This window comes from Herpetosiphon llansteffanensis (assembly GCF_003205875.1).
Lineage (GTDB): Bacteria > Chloroflexota > Chloroflexia > Chloroflexales > Herpetosiphonaceae > Herpetosiphon > Herpetosiphon llansteffanensis.
Map to the genome: position 1 here is coordinate 72,931 of NZ_PUBZ01000169.1, position 16,407 is coordinate 89,337.

14 protein-coding genes and 1 other annotated feature are annotated in these 16,407 nt (G+C 51.4%); of the genes, 1 reads left to right on the forward strand and 13 read right to left on the reverse strand.

Annotation, left to right across the window (positions count from 1 at the left end):
- Positions 1 to 26 precede the first annotated feature (26 nt).
- From C5S61_RS26240 to C5S61_RS26270, 7 genes are all read right to left on the reverse strand, one after another.
- Positions 27 to 1,028 (reverse strand): TolB family protein, encoded by a 1,002-nt coding sequence (locus tag C5S61_RS26240; protein WP_110520494.1) that lies wholly within the window; start codon positions 1,026 to 1,028, stop codon positions 27 to 29.
- Positions 1,029 to 1,056: 28 nt separating this feature from the next.
- Entirely contained in the window at positions 1,057 to 2,004 is a 948-nt protein-coding gene (locus tag C5S61_RS26245; RefSeq protein WP_164689796.1) for a TolB family protein, read from the reverse strand.
- Between the two features lie 50 nt (positions 2,005 to 2,054).
- The gene (locus C5S61_RS26250; RefSeq protein WP_124033512.1) at positions 2,055 to 2,948 is read right to left on the reverse strand and encodes a hypothetical protein; all 894 of its coding nucleotides are present in this window, start codon (positions 2,946 to 2,948) and stop codon (positions 2,055 to 2,057) included.
- Complete coding sequence (locus tag C5S61_RS26255) at positions 2,872 to 3,531, reverse strand: WXG100 family type VII secretion target (protein WP_164689797.1); 660 nt, start codon at positions 3,529 to 3,531, stop codon at positions 2,872 to 2,874. Before C5S61_RS26255 ends, C5S61_RS26250 begins: the two co-directional genes overlap by 77 nt.
- A 199-nt stretch (positions 3,532 to 3,730) precedes the next feature.
- Positions 3,731 to 4,810, reverse strand: a complete 1,080-nt coding sequence (locus tag C5S61_RS26260; RefSeq protein WP_110520501.1) for an adenylate/guanylate cyclase domain-containing protein — start codon at positions 4,808 to 4,810, stop codon at positions 3,731 to 3,733.
- 301 nt (positions 4,811 to 5,111) lie between these two features.
- A complete protein-coding gene (locus C5S61_RS26265) occupies positions 5,112 to 6,923 on the reverse strand; it encodes an ABC transporter ATP-binding protein (protein ID WP_110520503.1) in 1,812 nt (603 codons plus the stop codon).
- 109 nt (positions 6,924 to 7,032) lie between these two features.
- Positions 7,033 to 8,781, reverse strand: coding sequence for an ABC transporter ATP-binding protein (locus C5S61_RS26270; RefSeq protein WP_110520506.1), 1,749 nt, complete (start codon positions 8,779 to 8,781; stop codon positions 7,033 to 7,035).
- 530 nt (positions 8,782 to 9,311) lie between these two features.
- Positions 9,312 to 9,554 (forward strand) — a binding site (T-box leader).
- 44 nt (positions 9,555 to 9,598) lie between these two features.
- Between C5S61_RS26270 and trpS the strand changes: the two genes are divergently transcribed.
- On the forward strand, positions 9,599 to 10,585 hold the full coding sequence (trpS, locus tag C5S61_RS26275; protein ID WP_110520508.1) for a tryptophan--tRNA ligase: 987 nt from the start codon (positions 9,599 to 9,601) through the stop codon (positions 10,583 to 10,585).
- Between the two features lie 255 nt (positions 10,586 to 10,840).
- On the opposite strand, the gene C5S61_RS26280 is transcribed toward trpS, so the two are convergent.
- From C5S61_RS26280 to rplS, 6 genes are all read right to left on the reverse strand, one after another.
- Positions 10,841 to 12,463 (reverse strand): PD40 domain-containing protein, encoded by a 1,623-nt coding sequence (locus C5S61_RS26280; protein ID WP_110520510.1) that lies wholly within the window; start codon positions 12,461 to 12,463, stop codon positions 10,841 to 10,843.
- A 40-nt stretch (positions 12,464 to 12,503) separates the two neighbouring features.
- Positions 12,504 to 13,703, reverse strand: coding sequence for a tryptophan synthase subunit beta (gene trpB, locus C5S61_RS26285; RefSeq protein WP_110520512.1), 1,200 nt, complete (start codon positions 13,701 to 13,703; stop codon positions 12,504 to 12,506).
- A gap of 10 nt (positions 13,704 to 13,713) precedes the next feature.
- Complete coding sequence (locus tag C5S61_RS26290) at positions 13,714 to 14,256, reverse strand: SH3 domain-containing protein (RefSeq protein ID WP_110520514.1); 543 nt, start codon at positions 14,254 to 14,256, stop codon at positions 13,714 to 13,716.
- Positions 14,257 to 14,311: 55 nt separating this feature from the next.
- Entirely contained in the window at positions 14,312 to 14,935 is a 624-nt protein-coding gene (gene rnhB, locus C5S61_RS26295; protein ID WP_110520516.1) for a ribonuclease HII, read from the reverse strand.
- 72 nt (positions 14,936 to 15,007) lie between these two features.
- A complete protein-coding gene (locus C5S61_RS26300) occupies positions 15,008 to 15,652 on the reverse strand; it encodes a class I SAM-dependent methyltransferase (RefSeq protein ID WP_110520518.1) in 645 nt (214 codons plus the stop codon).
- Between the two features lie 81 nt (positions 15,653 to 15,733).
- Complete coding sequence (rplS, locus tag C5S61_RS26305) at positions 15,734 to 16,090, reverse strand: 50S ribosomal protein L19 (RefSeq protein ID WP_012187786.1); 357 nt, start codon at positions 16,088 to 16,090, stop codon at positions 15,734 to 15,736.
- Positions 16,091 to 16,407: the final 317 nt, after the last annotated feature.

Below are 16,407 nucleotides of genomic sequence, written 5' to 3' on the forward strand. Positions count from 1 at the left end.
GACTCCTCTCCCTTTGAGCAGCTGGGTTATTGCACGAAGGCCGAAACATCGATGGTCACCACGTAATCGTTAGGCGGAAGATCAGCTGGTTTTCGCCAAACCACGGCGATGTGTTTGCCATCGGGCGACCACGCAGGCCATTGATAGTCGCCAACCGTATTGGTGAGTTGCCGCCATTCAGCAGTAGTCGGATTGACCAACCAAATCTGGTTGTCGAAGCCGTCGAAGTAGCCAATGACGGCCAGCCATTGGCCATCAGGCGACCACTGTAAACCAGCAATACCGCGCAGCTTTGTGCCAATCTCGCGCCGATTCGATCCATCACTATCCATCAGGTAGAGATTTGAGCGGACGCTCCATAAGGCTCCGAAGGAACTGGCAGCATCGGGTGAGCCAGCATAGGCAATGGTTTTGCCATCAGGTGACCACGCAAGGTATTGGCAGATGGCAACGCCAGCATCCAGCGGCTCGTGGCCAGTATCAGCAGACCACCAAAAAAGCCGAGACTGGAGATACCCGCCATCGGAGAGCACGGCACGTTGCAGATCAGGAGCAAGGCTGAAACGAAGATGTTGGCTGAGGTGTTGAGGCATGGCAGGCTGCAAGAGCGGCGTGAGCGCATTGGTGGTCGGATCAAACTGCCACAGGCCAAACTCACTAGCAGCTGCCCCAGTTTTAAGATTTGGATTGGACTGCTTGGTGCGAAAGCCTAGTAGACCGTTGGGCAGGCGTTGGGGCATGTAATAATTGGTGTATTGAAAGTGCGGATCTTCAGGAATCGAAAGCTTGGTCATTGATCCCGATGCCAGATCGATCCACCAGAATTGTTCTAGTCTTGGAGGTTGAAGGGTATCTGCTTGTACAATTAACCCCTGATCAAGCCATGCGAGGCCAGAATAGCTTCCTGCTGGAACTGCTAATTGGGTCGGCGTAATGGGTGTTGTTGGAATTTGGGTCATCGATACACCACAGCGAATGAGCATCACAACGATAAAACTGAAGCCAATGAATAGTCTGATGGTGTGCATACCGACTCCTCAGCGAGCTTGTTGGTAGTTATTTCCGTATCAGATCGGGCACATCAAGCACGATCACGGCATCCTTGTCGTCGTCGCCGGTGTTGCCCGGGTCATACCAAATCACGGCGATCTGTTTGCCATCGGGCGACCATGCAGGCCATTGATAGTGGCCAGGCGGGGTTAGGGCAAGCCGCTCGCTGGTGGCAGGTTTGAACAGCCATACTTGGTCGGAGGAGCGGTCGAAATTGGCGACAAAGACAAGCCATTGGCCATCAGGCGACCATTGCAAACCGGCAATATTGTAGACATCCGCCAGCACAACCCGACGATTGCCAGCCTCGGCATCCATGAGATAGAGATTTTCGGGACGGGTGAGGGCACTGACCACGCCTGAGCCAGCATCGGGCAAGCCGAAGAAGGCGATGGTAGTACCATCAGGCGACCAAGCAAAATACTGCGCGACATCGACCTCAAGGTCGAGGGGCTGAAAGCCGTCGCTGGCAGTCCACCAATAATAGTGCGAGCCAAGATACTGGCCATCGGTGACCAAGGCCCGATCCATGCTGGGATTCCATACCACCCTGCCTTTAGATAAGATTTTACGCGGTGCGGGGCGTGGAATTAATTCGCTGAGAGTATTGGTGGTCGGATCAAACTGAACAAAACTATAAAACTCATCAAGCATACCTTGGCTATTGACTACTCCAGTATCAAGAATAAAGCCAATCGTTCCATTGGGTAGGCGTTGTGGATGATAGTGTAAGGTTACTGCAAAGGTTGGGTCATGAGGAATCAATAATGATTCATCAATATTGAGATCAGATTGCATCCACATAAGTCGTTGAGTCGAGGGAGGCCGATGTTTTGCTTGAACAACGATTCCCTGATCGATCCAAGCCAGTCCACTATAATCACCAAGATTTTCCGTTGGCTTGGTTAGTGGTTGTGGAGTATACGGCATATCAATTGGCGGTTTCGTTTGCATAGTGCATCCAGTAATAATTAATAAAAAGCTCGTTAAGATAAAAAGGTGTTTCATTGGACAATCGTTCCATCACTTAAGGTGTACGTGCCATCAGGATTTATTTTGGTTCCTTCGAGAGGAATCTTCTCCCCACTTGGTTTAGTAACCACTCCATCGGTGCCAATAATGATGCCACTGCGTAAGTGAGCATCACCATTTGGCATAATTGTGGTTCCATTGTAGAGCGTCATATGTCCACCCACGGGAGTCATGCCTGATAAGGCTGGAATTAACCCCAATTCAACAGCTTTGGCCATGAAATAGGTTGGGCCATGTATAGTGAGCGGTACAACGCTGCGAGGGTCAAAAAACCAATCACCCATGCCTGGAATGGTTACCAAATCACCAGCGTCACGGCCTTCCTTACCACCAATTCCACCACCCCAATCTTTGATTCTTTCGCTAGTTGGGGTTGAGCCAAAGATACTATCAACAAACCTATCGACTTCGTTAGCGACTGGGGTTATGACTCCTCTACCAACATCTGTGCCAATTTCTTGGCCAACCCATGGGCCATAGCTTTGGACAAATGTCTCTCCACCACCCTGCATCCGTGCGATAAAGCGATAGGTATTGCCATAGGCTACAAAGTCGAGAACTAAATTACCCGCTGATGTGCCTGGCGCGGGAATCCCTGCCCGTAAGTTGGCAGCATCTGAACCATAATTGACTCCACGTTGCTCGGCAGCTGACCATAACGGTAATAATTCGGTTTTATCAGCACCTGCTTTTTCACGATTAAAGAACTGTTGCCAAGCTTGGGCAGCACCATCACAGTCATTAAATCCTGCTGGAATGGGTAGTCCTTGTTTAGATAAATCATGTAACTTATAGCCATTTTGCATCGCCTCTAAAACCCCAGCATCGGCCCACGAAGCCCATGTGCCCAAGCGCCGCTGATTCATCGAAAAACGCAATAATATCTTGAATATTGTGAAACCAATTAGGGGTATCGGCATGTGCCTCTAAAGCTTCGACCCATTGAATCCGTTCGGGGGCGGTGAGCATTTCAAATTCAGCGAGGGTTAAATCGAAACAAATTAAGTTGCCGGCGGCATCGAACACTGGCCCACCTGGTAGTTTTGCTGCACCAACGCGTGGCGCAGGCGGGGCTGTGCGTAATCCAATCACGCTACTAATCGTTGCCCCCAAACCCACGGCTCCTACCTCTACGACAATAGCAGCAGCATTGTGTTTGAAAAGCGCCGCCGCAGCCTCTTCGGCACTCCGCATGCCAGTGTGAATTGCGATGGCAACATCACGGGCGGTTTCAAGTGCTTCGCGTAAGCGCTCAAACGCTGGTTCAACTTCAGCTTGATACTCATGGAAGAATGCAGTCGCCGCTGTGCCGTGCCAATTGTGCTGTAATTGGCCTACGGTGCTTTGAAGCTGCTGGCGTAATGCACTAACCCCATCAGCCTTGTGTTGAAAACGCTGAGCAACCTGAAGAAGCTGGTGGTACTCCACCAGAACAATTGGGGCAGCCATAAGTTCTCCCATCGGGTAGGTTTATAGCGTGGATGCTGCTCTCTCATGGGGCGGGGTGGTACAATGTGCGATTTCGCATCCCTAACTGAAAGTATATGCCATGTGATATATAAAATCTTCACTCGCATGGGGGATTTTGGCTTTTAAACAACAAACCCTTCTCATTTATTGAGAAGGGTTGCCTAACAATACGCTGCTTTTAGTTGGTATGCTGGAGCCGCACAACGCTAAATGGCAGGTCATCAAGCCCACGCAAAATCAGGGTTTCGTTGGCGAGATCGCTGGGCAGAATTTCGGCCACGCCTGGCGCTTCAAGCACTTGCTGCGTTACCACCAATTCTGCATAGTTGGCGCTCGATTGCACCCGCGCCGCTGCATTGACGGTCGTGCCAAAGTAATCAAGCCGATCGTTGAGCGTGACTGCAAGCGTTGGCCCTGCATGCACACCAACTTTGAGCGTCAAACGCTCGTCATCGGCCAACTCGCGCTCACGGTTGAAGGCTTCGATTGCCGCCAAGGCATTTTGGCCAGCCTTGACCGCCGCCGCACCATCAACAAACACTGCCATAATTGCATCGCCAATGGTTTTGACGACCGCGCCGCCTGCTTGATTGACTACATTAAACAGGATGTTGAAGTGTTCGCGCACCAAACTGTAGGCCCGTGGATCGCCTTTGCGAGCATACAATGCGGTTGAGCCACCAAGATCGGTGAACATCAAGGCCGCCCATTTGATCTGAAAGCTTTCGCCGTCGGGCAATGGCTCGTCGATAAATAAATCGCGGAAGGCCTGCACGGTCAGCAATTCATGCGAGGTTGTCACGCCCAAACGGCGGTCGGTTGCTTCGCGCCATGCTTCGTTATCGATGCCTGCTGGCAAACTGCGCACCCGCTCAGCCACCGAGAATGTTACGTGAATGCCATCATCGAGCTTGGCTTGGAAATCGTCGCGGCACATTGCACAATATTGCTTCGAATGTGCTTGGGTCAATTTATCGAAGGCATGGGCTTGATAGCCACAATAAATACAGCGCGCTTCCCAATTCAAATTAAAAAGGCCAACCTGCACCGCTGCGGCCATCATTTGTAAGCCTGAGCGGCGCGAAAGCCCAACTTCTTCGGCCAAATAGGCCGGATTAAAGCGATAGAGCATCGCGCCTGGAGCCGTATCAACCATGCTGGCTAGGGCATTGCGAACCGTTTCGTCGATGCCGTAATTCGCCAATTCTGCTACCAGCGTGCTACTTGATGGTGTGTGTTGTGCTTCATCTAAAGCCATAGCATAGCCTCCTAGATACCTATGAAATTGTAGCACGCTCTTGCTACTATGGTAGCCCGAATTGCCATCTAAATTGCTATATGGAGTGGTTTATCACATTAACCACCATGGCCCTTTTCCACCCTTCCGTCCCGCCAGCGGGAAACGCAAGGGGCTTTAATCCCCCTGCACCCCCTCAAGGACAATTGAAGGTTGAACCACATCCGTTGACGAACCTGCGGATGCGTGGTTTGCAGCGAAAACCAACCCTTGGATGGGGTTGCGGGAATACTGCTGTTGTCAACCCAATGAACCATTACAGTTAAACGCTGCGTGCTGCACCACGCGATTCGATGTAACTCAACGATTGATGACGGAAGTAGGTATCGTATAAATCGGCGTAATGCCCACCCTGATTCATCAGTTGCTCATGGCTGCCTTCTTCGATAATTTGGCCTTGATTGAGCACAATAATGCGGTCGGCTGAGCGCACGGTCGAAAGTCGGTGGGCAATCAGAATCGCCGTCGAGCGCGAGAGAATCAAGTCCATTGCTTGCTGAATTTGGGTTTCAGTAAATGGATCGATGCTCGCTGTCGCTTCATCCAAAATAAAGATTGCTGGTTGCGCTGCCAAAACCCGCGTCAACGCCACCAATTGGCGCTGGCCAAGCGAAAGTTTGTTGCCACGCTCGCCAACTTGCGATTGCAGGCCTTGGGGCAGGGTTTCAAGCCATTCGCCGCCGCCAATTTGGGTTGCCACCGCTTCAAGCTCTGTATCGCTCAGATGTGGCGCTGCATAGCGAATGTTGTCGGCAACCGTGCCATCAAACAAAAACGGAGTTTGGGTCACAATCCCCAATTGTTGGCGATAGCTGCGCAAATCCAGCGATCGAATATCATGGCCATCAACGGTGATTTTGCCCGTCTGAAACTCATAAAAACGGGTAATCAATTTGGCAATGCTCGATTTGCCTGCGCCTGTATGCCCAACCAAGGCAATGCTTTCGCCTGGCGCAATCGTGAGGCTGAAATCATTCAGCACTGGCTCTTTGCGGCCATAACGAAATTCAACATGATCAAATACGATTTCGCCGCGCAGGCGCTCTGTCGTCTCTTGATCGGTTTGTTTGACGCTATGGTCTGCATCAATCAAGGCAAAAATGCGTTCGGCAGCGGCCAAGCCAGCCTGAAATTGGCTCCAAAAGGCCGAGATATTCAGCAAGGGAAACCAAAACAGGTCGACGGAGCGTACAAACACATACCAAGCAGCTAACGTAATCGAGAGATCGATAACCGACAAACCGCCCCAATAAATCAGCGCCGCCGTGCCAAAGCCCGAAACAATATTCAGAGTTGGAAACACATTCGAGAGCACAAAGCCGCGCCGCAGGTTTACCCCATACGATTGCTGGTTGATTTCGCTGAATTCGCCATAAATGCGGGCTTCTTGGCGAAAATTTTTGGCAATGCTAATGCCAGTTACGGCCTCTTGAATTGAGCTATTGACCTCGCCCAACACCTGAAAACCTTTGCGGGTGACGAAGCGAGCCAAGCGCCGAAAGCCTAAAGCAAGCCCAATCACGATTGGCGTAAAGCCGATAATGCCTAAGCTGAGCGGCACCGAAACGCTAAGCAAATAAATCAGCAAGGCAATCACGGTGAGCACTTGGCTCACAATTTCGATGATCAGGCGGGAAACTTGGGCAAACTCTTGGGTATCCGAGGTGATGCGGCTGATAATGCGGCCAGAACGCAGATCATCGAAAAACGAAAGATCATGGCTGATGGCTGCATTAAACGCATCGTTGCGCAAGGCACTAATCACATCGGCCACAATTTTGGCGGTTAGGCGTTGGCGCACCCATCCCATGGCCCATTGCAACACGCCAAACACCACGCCGCCGCTCGCCAGCAACCAGATAAAATTCCAATCGGGGTTGGCCTCGCCAATCCGTTGCACCGCTTGGGCAACCAAAAATGGCGGCACGGTGTTGAGCAAGCCCAAACCACAAATCAGGAGAATTGTCCACAATGCGGTGCGCCGATGAGCCCGAAAATAGCTCAACATGCGCCCCATTAATTCGCGGTCGCCATACTGGCGATCATAATTTTCGGTATCTAATCCTGCAAACATAAGCACCTTTTTTGAAAGGATGAAGGATGAGGGATGAGGGATGAAGCATAATATTCTTAATTTGCACGCATCCTTAGTCATCCGTCTTTCATAATTCATCCTTCATAATTCATAATTTCGCGAAGATTGCCCGATAGGCTTCGGATTGCTGCATGAGATCTTCGTGGGTTCCAACGGCGCTAATTGTGCCTTTGCGAATCACGATGATCAGGTCGGCCCAGCGAATTTGCGAAAGCCGATGGGTAATCAAAATCGTGGTGCGATCTTGCGAGGCTTGTTCAATTGCTTGTTGAATCCGATCTTCGGTTGCGCTATCGATGGCGCTGGTTGAATCGTCAAGCACCAAAATTGTTGGGTCGGTCAAAAATGCCCGCGCTAAGGCTAAACGTTGGCGTTGACCACCAGAAAGCGTCACGCCACGCTCGCCAATAACCGTATCGTAGCCATCGGCCAAGCGCCCAATAAAATCGTGGGCTTGGGCTGCCTTGGCGGCTTCGATAATTTGCTCGCGGGTGGCGTTGGGCACACCAAAGCCAATATTATCGGCGATTGAGCGCGAAAAGAGGAAAATATCTTGCTCGATGATTGAGATTTGGCGGCGCAAGGCTGCTAAATTCCAATCACGCAGATCAACGCCATCGATCAAAATTCGGCCAGCTCGGGCATCGTAGGTGCGGTTGAGCAGCTTGGTCAGCGTGGTTTTGCCAGCGCCAGTTTGACCAACTAAGGCTACGGTTTGGCCGGGGGCAATCCGAAAATTAACATTTTGGATTGCATCAACGTCGCTGTGATAGCCAAAAGCCACATTTTCAAAGACAATTTCGCCGCGCATTGGCTCGGCATAGCCTTGGGCATTTTCGTCTAATTCAGTTTCGGTAGTGATTAATTCCAAAATCCGTCGCCCGCCTGCAAGGCCACTCGAAAGCTGCGAGTAGGCAAATTGGGCGGTAAAGGTGGGGAAGCCAAACAGCAACAATAAGCCGTTGAACGAAACCACATCGCCAACGCTAATCAGGCCGTTGCGGAAAAGAATTAGGCTATGGATAAAGCCCAAGCCTTGGCCCAACCCAAGCAATAAGACTGGCAAAAAGACCGCTTCCACATTACCTTGAGCCACAAATGCATTGCGCCATTTGGTGACCGCAGCACGAAAACGGGTGCGTTCGCGTTCTTCTTGGGCGGTGGCTTTGACGGTTTCCACGCCATCGATTGCTTCGGCCAAAGTGGCGTTCAATTCGCCAAAACTGCCCCGCACGGCGGTGGTTACGGGCTTCAGTTGACGTAAATATTGCCAAACTAGCAGCCCATAAAAAATCAAATATAGAATCGGCACAACCAACAGTTGCGGGTGTGGCGAGGCGATCAGCGGCATAATTAAGAACATCGCTGAGCCAACGACCAAATTGACCCCAGGATTGAGCATCAAGTTCATTTCGCGCACGTCGTTGGTGGCGCGGGCCATCACATCGCCGGTTGGTTGGCTATCGTGGAAGGCCATGCTTTTGCCCAATAAACTGGTGTAGAGTTCATCGCGCACATCGCGTTCGAGCCGCTGGCCAATCACTTCCGAGGAGAAATTGCGCAAAAGCTGCACAAACGCCCGCAAGAATTGCCCACCAACAATGAGCAACGCCGCCCACCACAAGCCGTCTTTATCGCCAGTTTTAACCGCCTCGAAGGCTTGACCAGTGACGATTGGCACTTGCGCGGCAAATAACGCGTTGCCAAACGCCCCAATAAACAGCCCGATAATCCACCAAAGATTGCGCCGCGCATGCGACCAAACCCAGCGTACTGGCGTTGAACGATTGATCTTCCACGATCGTTCAACCACAAATTCACTATTCGAAAGCGCCATGAAATCCCTTTCCAGTTGGAAGCATCTGCTCAATATTCTACCATTGAAACAGGTTTGCTATCCCCGCCTTATGACCGATTGCACATAAGCTGATAAATTTTGGGGGTTGGTTGTTGGGGATCGGGGATCGGGTTTTGATCCACGAAGAGCACGAAGCGCACGAAGGGCGAGGATTTTAACGCAGCGGCGCAGAGCGGATGAGGCTATAGGCTTTTGGCTATAGGCTATGGGAAATCAATAATCAAGCAAATCTGTGCAATCTGTGGCTAAAAGATTTTCATTCGTGCAATTCGTGGAATTCGTGGCTAAAATATAGAGGCTATAGGCTTTTGGCTATGGGAAGGCAAGAACCTAATCACAACAGAAATCAAAAGTCAAAAGTCAAAAGTCAAAACCCTAGAGCCAATAGCCTATAGCCTATAGCCTATAGCCTCATCCTTCGTGCTCTTCGTGGTTTCAGGTTTCGGGGATCAATCGTTCGACTGATTGACAAGCATGCTACGGCTGAATACAATAAGCGCCACAAATTGAAAACGACGTTGACGCGGAAGAGTAAGCAAAAGCGCACTTGTCCAGAGAGTTATCCCTTGGCTGCGAGGATAATCAAGCTGACTTTGCTGAATGGCCCGCTGAGTTGCTCACCGAATCTGGGTTGCTGCCTGGTAGTAGGCTGAGCCGTGATTGCCTCCGTTAGCGGGCTACGAGCGCGTAACTATGCTTTAGTTGCGAATTCGGGTGGTACCGCGAGAATCAAGCCGTCTCTCGTCCCGTATGTGGATCGAGAGACGGCCTTGTTTTAGTTTAGCGGAGGATGATTATGGCTGCCTTACCACGAGTCTTTTCGGGCATTCAACCATCGGGCAATTTGCACCTTGGCAATTATTTGGGAGCGATTCACACTTGGGTACAAGAGCAAAAACAATACGATAATTTCTTTTGTATTGTCGATTTGCATGCGATTACCGTGCCCCAAGATCCAGCAGAGTTGCGCAAAAACGTGCGCGATTTGGCGGCGCTTTATCTTGCGTCAGGCATCAGCCTTGAGCATGCGACGATCTTTGTCCAATCGCATGTGCCCGCCCACGTTGAGCTTGGCTGGATTTTAAATTGCCAAACGCCCTTGGGCTGGTTGAATCGCATGACCCAATTCAAGGATAAATCGCAAAAGCAAGAAACTGTCGCCGCAGGCTTGATGAATTATCCAACCTTGATGGCCGCCGATATTTTGCTCTACGATACCCAAGTCGTGCCCGTCGGCGATGATCAACGCCAGCACATTGAGCTAACCCGCGATATTGCCGAGCGCTTTAATCATCTTTATGGCGAGACATTTGTGATTCCTGAGCCGCTGATTCGGCCTGTGGCGGCGCGGGTGATGGGCTTGGATGAGCCAACCCAAAAGATGAGCAAAAGCAACAAAGCCGCTAACCATTCGATTCCCTTGTTGGGCGATTTGAAGGCGACGCGCAAAGCAATTATGCGGGCGGTTACCGATTCGGGCAGCGACATCAAATTCGATGAAACTCGCCATGGCGTGCATAACCTTTTGGGCATTTACCAAGCCCTGACTGGCAAGGATAAAGCGACGATTGAGGCCGAGTTCGAAGGCCAAGGCTATGGCAAGCTCAAAGGCGCGGTCGCCGATGTGGTGCTGGCAACCTTGGAACCGTTGCAACAACGCTACAACGAGCTAACATCCGATCCTGCTGAACTCGATGGCATTCTCAAGCGTGGAGCCGAGCGTGCTGCCGAAGTTGCCAATGCTACCTTGTTGCGCGCCTATAAACAACTTGGGTTGCGATAATTAGGGGTTGGGAGCTAACGTTTTTTAACCACGAAGGACACGAAGAGCACGAATGTTGGATTAGTTGGAGACTTGGAATAGCAGTGTATACCAAGAAATTATTTAACTAAGCTTTGCGTTCTTCGCGTCCTTTGCGGTTATCGTGTGCCTAAAACTATCTTTTTTATGAACGAATTTAGTTTAAATGGAAACAGCTGGTTATAGCCAAAAGCCTATAGCCAGCTGTTCATCCTTCATCCCTCATCCTTCATCCTTTTATGGTAGCCACTCGACGATTGAGCCATTTACAAAGGGTGCTGGGGCTTTGCCAGAGCCAATTTCGTAGATAAACGAGCCTTTGCCAATTGCCTCGTAGGTGACATAACGTCCATCGGGCGACCATTTGCCCCAAACCCGCACTTCGTATGAGTCGGCACTGCTTGGGGGCGCAACCAATTCCTTATCGCCAGTATCTGCATTGATAATCAGTAATGAGCCATCGCTGTAGTTATCGAGCATATACCACTTGGCATCGGGCGAAATACCGCTAAGATAAAAATCGCCAACTTTTTGCAAGGTTTCTACATCGCCCGTGGCTGGGTCAAGCAAACAAACGCCACGATCAAACGTGCCAGGATCACAAAAATCATCGTAAATGATCTTGCTATCTTTGTTCCACCACGCATCGGCGGTATAGACCGTGGCGATTTTGGTTTGATTACTGCCATCGGCCTTGATTGTATTTAGTTCAATTGCATCTGCTCCAGTCATAAACAAGAGCGTTTGGCTATCTGGTGCCCAACTTAATGGGTCGAAATCGATCATGCCAGCGGTTGTTAATTGCTTTTCGCTACTGTTTGCAACATCGTAGACATAAATATTTTGGTCGTCTTTGGTTTCAAAATCGATGTCGCTGGTGACGAAGGCAAATTTGCTGCTATCAGGTGCCCAGTTCAAGCTTTGAGGCGCAACATTTTGCAATTCCATGACGCTGCGCACGTCCGATCCATCGCCATTGGCCAGATAAATCGTTGTTTTGGCTCCGTCGCGCACATAAAAAGCCATGGTTTTACCATCAGGCGACCAGCGCAAAAGATCGCTGTAATAGTTGTAGTCGCTCAGATCGAAGGGCAAGACCACGCCATCGTTCAAGGTTTGGCGCACCAGATTAAAGTCTTCGAGATAAATCAGGCTGCCGCCGAGATCGGTTGGCACGCCGCCACCAGCTGCTTGAGTTGGCAAATCGCTTGATTCATTGGTCGGTACTGGCTCTGCGGTGGCATTGCCGCTGGCTTGGGTTGGCTCGCTAGTGGCGGTTGCTTCAACTTGGGGATTGGCAGCGGTTTCCTCGGTTGGCTGCGCCAAATTGGTTGGCAAGGGTGTCCAGGTTGGCGCATTGGCCAGATTGCCACTGTTGCCACCGTTCGAATCTTTATTGACAAGGAAATATGTGCCAGCACCGCCTGCCACCAAAACCAACGCCAAGCCACCGCCAATCAACCAGCGACCTGTTTTGTTTGATTTGGCAACCGGTTGTTGATAATTTGGTTGTTGATAACTTGCTTGGTTATTGGGTGAATATTGCGGCAAGGCAAAATTGGGCTGGGTTGATGGCTCTTTGCCAAAGCCACCAAGCTTGCTGGTCGAGCTATCGTTTTGGTAATTTGGCAGGTTGACCACTTGGGTTGGTGGATCGTTCAATGGTTGGGTGCCACTACGCCGTGGCGCATACGGCGAATCATCGGTCGTATCGCTGCTGGGTAAGGGCTGCGAGCCAAAAACGCCGCTGCCAAGCGCTTGGGTCGATTGACCTGTTTCTGGCTGGCGCGAGCCACATTCGGAACAATAGACCGAGCCATCGGCCAGCGCCGCGCGACAAACCACACATGCTTGAGCCATAACTACTCCTTACACACTGGCCTCATCAGAAGCCATTACGCTACATTTGCACTCCCAAAACATCTGCAACGGTGAAAATATCTTTATCGCCCCGCCCCGACAGATTGACTAAAATAATGCTTTCTTTGCTCATGGTTGGGGCCAAACGCACAGCTTCGGCAATCGCATGCGACGATTCCAACGCTGGAATGATGCCCTCGGTGCGGCAGAGCAATTGAAACCCATTTAATGCTTCTTCGTCGGTGGCATAGGTATAGAAGGCCCGTTCTTCGTCGTGGAGCCAAGCGTGCTCTGGGCCTACAGCAGCATAATCGAGGCCAGCAGAAATGCTATGGGTATTGGCAATTTGGCCATCGCTATTTTGCAATACATACGAACGTGTACCTTGGAAAACGCCCAAGCGCCCGCCAGCAAACCGCGCTGCATGGCGACCTGGCTCAATGCCATGGCCACCAGCTTCAACGCCGCGCAGATCAACATGTTCATCGTTGATAAAGGGGTGGAAGATGCCAATCGCATTTGAGCCACCGCCAACACAGGCGATGATCGTATCTGGCAGTTTGCCGGTTGCGGCTAAAATTTGTTCGCGCGCCTCGATGCCGATGATGCTTTGAAATTCGCGCACCATCAGCGGGTAGGGATGTGGGCCAAGCGCCGAGCCAAGCAAATAGTACGAATCTGGGTTGCTGACCCAATCGCGCATGGCTTCGTTGACTGCATCTTTGAGCGTTTTGGCCCCAGTGTTCACGCCGCGCACATCGGCTCCTAGCAAGCGCATGCGAAAGACGTTGGGTTTTTGGCGCTCCATATCTTCGGTGCCCATATAGACCACGCATTGCAGCCCAAGCAAGGCACAAACTGCTGCCGTCGCCACGCCGTGTTGGCCTGCGCCGGTTTCGGCGATAATGCGTTGCTTGCCCATGCGTTTGGCTAAAAGGCCTTGGCCAAGCGCATTGTTGATTTTATGCGCGCCTGTGTGGGTCAGATCTTCGCGTTTGAGCCAAATTTGTGCTCCGCCAAGCTCTTCGGTCAAACGTCGAGCAAAGGTGAGCGCGGTTGGTCGGCCCGTGTAGGTGCGGTGCAAATGCGCCAATTCGGCCTGAAACTCAGGGTCGGTGCGAATGCGAAAGAAAGCCTCGGTCAATTCCTCAATTGCTGCGACTAAGGTTTCGGGCACATAGCGCCCACCAAAATCGCCGTAGCGGCCATTTAACTCATCAAGAACAACGTGATCAGTCATAGATGTTCCTTTAGCGTGCTTGGATAAAATCTTCAGCGACCCAGCCTTGGCCAATTGCCGATTCGATCAGCCACCAGGTGTAATCATCGCCTGAGCGTGGCCCATCGACGATCGTAATCACTTCGCCTGGATCAAGCGCCCCAATCGGTTCGCCTTGGATGCTTGGGTCGGGCCGGATGCGCACTTGTTCGAGCGTAATTGCCTCGCTGCCAATTTCCAGCACCAATTGAGTTGGAGTTGGTGGGGCTGGGGTGGCAATTGTAAATGGCGGGAAGGTTGGCGAAGCAGTGACTGGCGTTACAGTTACCATCACAACTAATGGCGTTGGTTGAGCGCTCAAAACGCCGCGATCGCGTAAAAACCAACCGCCAGCAAGCCCCACCAGCAACAGCGCCGGAATCAAAAAATAGAGGAAATTTGGCTTTGGTTTGGGTGGGCCATTGACAATTTCGTCATAGCCACGCTTATAATCGTGGTAGGTGTGATAAAACAATTGATTCAGCGTGCCTTCTTCAGCATCACGCCGTCCCTGATCATAATATGGCGAGGGCATATCAACACTCCATAAAAGCCATGTTTGACCTTAGTATCATTCTCTGGCAATTTTGTCAATCAACAAAGGCCGCAAGCGGCTTAAATGAGCGTCGATGCAGCTGGGTTGGGCCGTGCGCTGCCAAGGCTTGTTGATGTTGGGCCGTGCCATAGCCTTTATGTGCTGCCCAGCCATAGCGAGCATCACGCTGATCATACTCGTGCATCAGATTATCGCGATAGACTTTAGCCACAATTGAAGCTGCCGCCACCGAAATGCTGACTGCATCGCCTTTGGGCAGCGAGCGTTGCAATACTGGCAATTCTGGCAATTTAACCCAATCGATCACCAAGCCATCGGGCAAGGCTGGCAGGCTCAAAACTGCATGCATCATCGCCCATTTGGTGGCAGTTGCAATGCCAAATAAATCAATGAGATGGGCGGAAACCACGCCCAGCCCAATGCCGCTGGCCAATTGACGAATGCGCAAGGCCATTGCTTGGCGCGCTTCGGCACTAAGCGTTTTCGAATCGTTGATGCCTGCTAAAGCAGTTGGGTCGTTGAGCAAGGGTTGCGGAAAGATCACCGCCGCTGCAACCACGGGACCAGCCCAGCAGCCACGGCCAACTTCATCAACGCCCGCCACAAGCTGCGCACCTTTATTCCAAAGTTGTTGTTCTTCGTAAATTCCAATTGTCATAGGTTGGTTATTGAGGGCTGGGGATTGGGGCTGGTTTGCGCCAGATCCTAATCCTATCTAATTATCAAGAGCTTATTGGGCTTTCTCGGCGATAAAAATTTGGACTTGCGAGCGGCCAACTTGCTTAATCTGCGTGCTGACGCGAAAGCCTGCTTCGTGCAAGCGCTGAATTCGTGGGTCGAGCTGGCTGGTTGGCACATCGGGGTTGCTTTGCCGCCCAAAGACAAGCCGATAGATCAAGCCAATTACGAATGCATACAGGCCATTGGGAATACTGCCGCCATCGACAATATACAGCTTGCCATCAGCGGTTAGCACGCGCTGAATCTCGGCCAAGCTGCGGCGATCAAATAAATAGGGCGCGGGAAAGGTCGAAAGCAGCGCCGACCAACTGGCATCGGCGTATGGCAAGGCTTGGGCAACTGCGCGCACCAACTTTGCTTTCACTACACGGCGACGGCTCAAGGCCAACATTTGGCGCGATTCATCAAGGCCAATTGTTAAACTCGCTTGGGTTTGGCGAGCTTTTTGCACATAGCCCGTGCCACAACCAAGCTCAAGCAATGGCTGATCGGCAATTTCGGGTAAGGCTGCCAATACCCATTGGCTCCAATAGCCTTGCGACATGAGCCACGCTACCAGATCGTAGCTAAACGCACCTTCGTGATAAAAGCGCTCAAAAGCCCAAATAACCAAGCGTTGCATTCGTTGCAGCATAGCCAAAGCTCCCAAAAATACAAACGCGAGTGCAGGCTTGGCCCACACCCGCGCAGGGTTTTGCAGCTATAACGAAAACGATTAACCGCGGCGTTCTTTGATCCGAGCGGCTTTACCAGTACGACCGCGCAGGTAGTACAGGTTGGCTTGGCGAACTTTACCAGTCCGCACCAGCTTCACGCCGTCGATACGGGGTGAGTGCAGCAAGAACGTTCGTTCAACGCCAATACCGTGTGAGGCAATCCGGCGCACGGTGAAGTTTTCGTTCACACCCATGCGGCGGCGGCGAATTACGACACCTTCAAAGTCTTGAATCCGTTCGCGCGTACCTTCAACAACCTTGACGCTCACGCGAACCGTGTCGCCAACGCGGAATTCTGGCACATCTTTGCGCAGATATTCGTTTTCAATTTCGTGAATGACGGGAGCCTGTTGCATTGCTCTGCCTTTGCATTTCTAACGCGTAGAGCCGTATCTCTCGGCGCTGGTTGAATAGTTAAATTTCATTGGCATACAGCGGATACGGTCGCTGGACAAACAACAAGCGTGTGAAGCTTCACACGCCGTTTCTTTTCGTGCCAATCAATTGACCGCGCGATTATAGCATAGCTGGTTAGTTATGGCAACTGCGCGTGGCTACGATTGGGGCATGCCCTCACCCCCCAGCCTCCTTCTTACAAGGGTAGGTTTTGAGCGATTGATGGTGGCATGGAGCGTTCCCTCACCCCCCAACCCCCTCGCCCACTGCACGCGGG

What these genes read in the sequence shown, in the direction of transcription:
- C5S61_RS26240 (WP_110520494.1), bottom strand. Translation starts at nt 1,028, where the DNA reads ATGCACACCATCAGACTATTCATTGGCTTCAGTTTTATCGTTGTGATG.
- C5S61_RS26245 (WP_164689796.1), bottom strand. Translation starts at nt 2,004, where the DNA reads ATGCAAACGAAACCGCCAATTGATATGCCGTATACTCCACAACCACTA.
- C5S61_RS26250 (WP_124033512.1), bottom strand. Translation starts at nt 2,948, where the DNA reads ATGAATCAGCGGCGCTTGGGCACATGGGCTTCGTGGGCCGATGCTGGG.
- C5S61_RS26255 (WP_164689797.1), bottom strand. Translation starts at nt 3,531, where the DNA reads ATGGCTGCCCCAATTGTTCTGGTGGAGTACCACCAGCTTCTTCAGGTT.
- C5S61_RS26260 (WP_110520501.1), bottom strand. Translation starts at nt 4,810, where the DNA reads ATGGCTTTAGATGAAGCACAACACACACCATCAAGTAGCACGCTGGTA.
- C5S61_RS26265 (WP_110520503.1), bottom strand. Translation starts at nt 6,923, where the DNA reads ATGTTTGCAGGATTAGATACCGAAAATTATGATCGCCAGTATGGCGAC.
- C5S61_RS26270 (WP_110520506.1), bottom strand. Translation starts at nt 8,781, where the DNA reads ATGGCGCTTTCGAATAGTGAATTTGTGGTTGAACGATCGTGGAAGATC.
- trpS (WP_110520508.1), top strand. Translation starts at nt 9,599, where the DNA reads ATGGCTGCCTTACCACGAGTCTTTTCGGGCATTCAACCATCGGGCAAT.
- C5S61_RS26280 (WP_110520510.1), bottom strand. Translation starts at nt 12,463, where the DNA reads ATGGCTCAAGCATGTGTGGTTTGTCGCGCGGCGCTGGCCGATGGCTCG.
- trpB (WP_110520512.1), bottom strand. Translation starts at nt 13,703, where the DNA reads ATGACTGATCACGTTGTTCTTGATGAGTTAAATGGCCGCTACGGCGAT.
- C5S61_RS26290 (WP_110520514.1), bottom strand. Translation starts at nt 14,256, where the DNA reads ATGCCCTCGCCATATTATGATCAGGGACGGCGTGATGCTGAAGAAGGC.
- rnhB (WP_110520516.1), bottom strand. Translation starts at nt 14,935, where the DNA reads ATGACAATTGGAATTTACGAAGAACAACAACTTTGGAATAAAGGTGCG.
- C5S61_RS26300 (WP_110520518.1), bottom strand. Translation starts at nt 15,652, where the DNA reads ATGCTGCAACGAATGCAACGCTTGGTTATTTGGGCTTTTGAGCGCTTT.
- rplS (WP_012187786.1), bottom strand. Translation starts at nt 16,090, where the DNA reads ATGCAACAGGCTCCCGTCATTCACGAAATTGAAAACGAATATCTGCGC.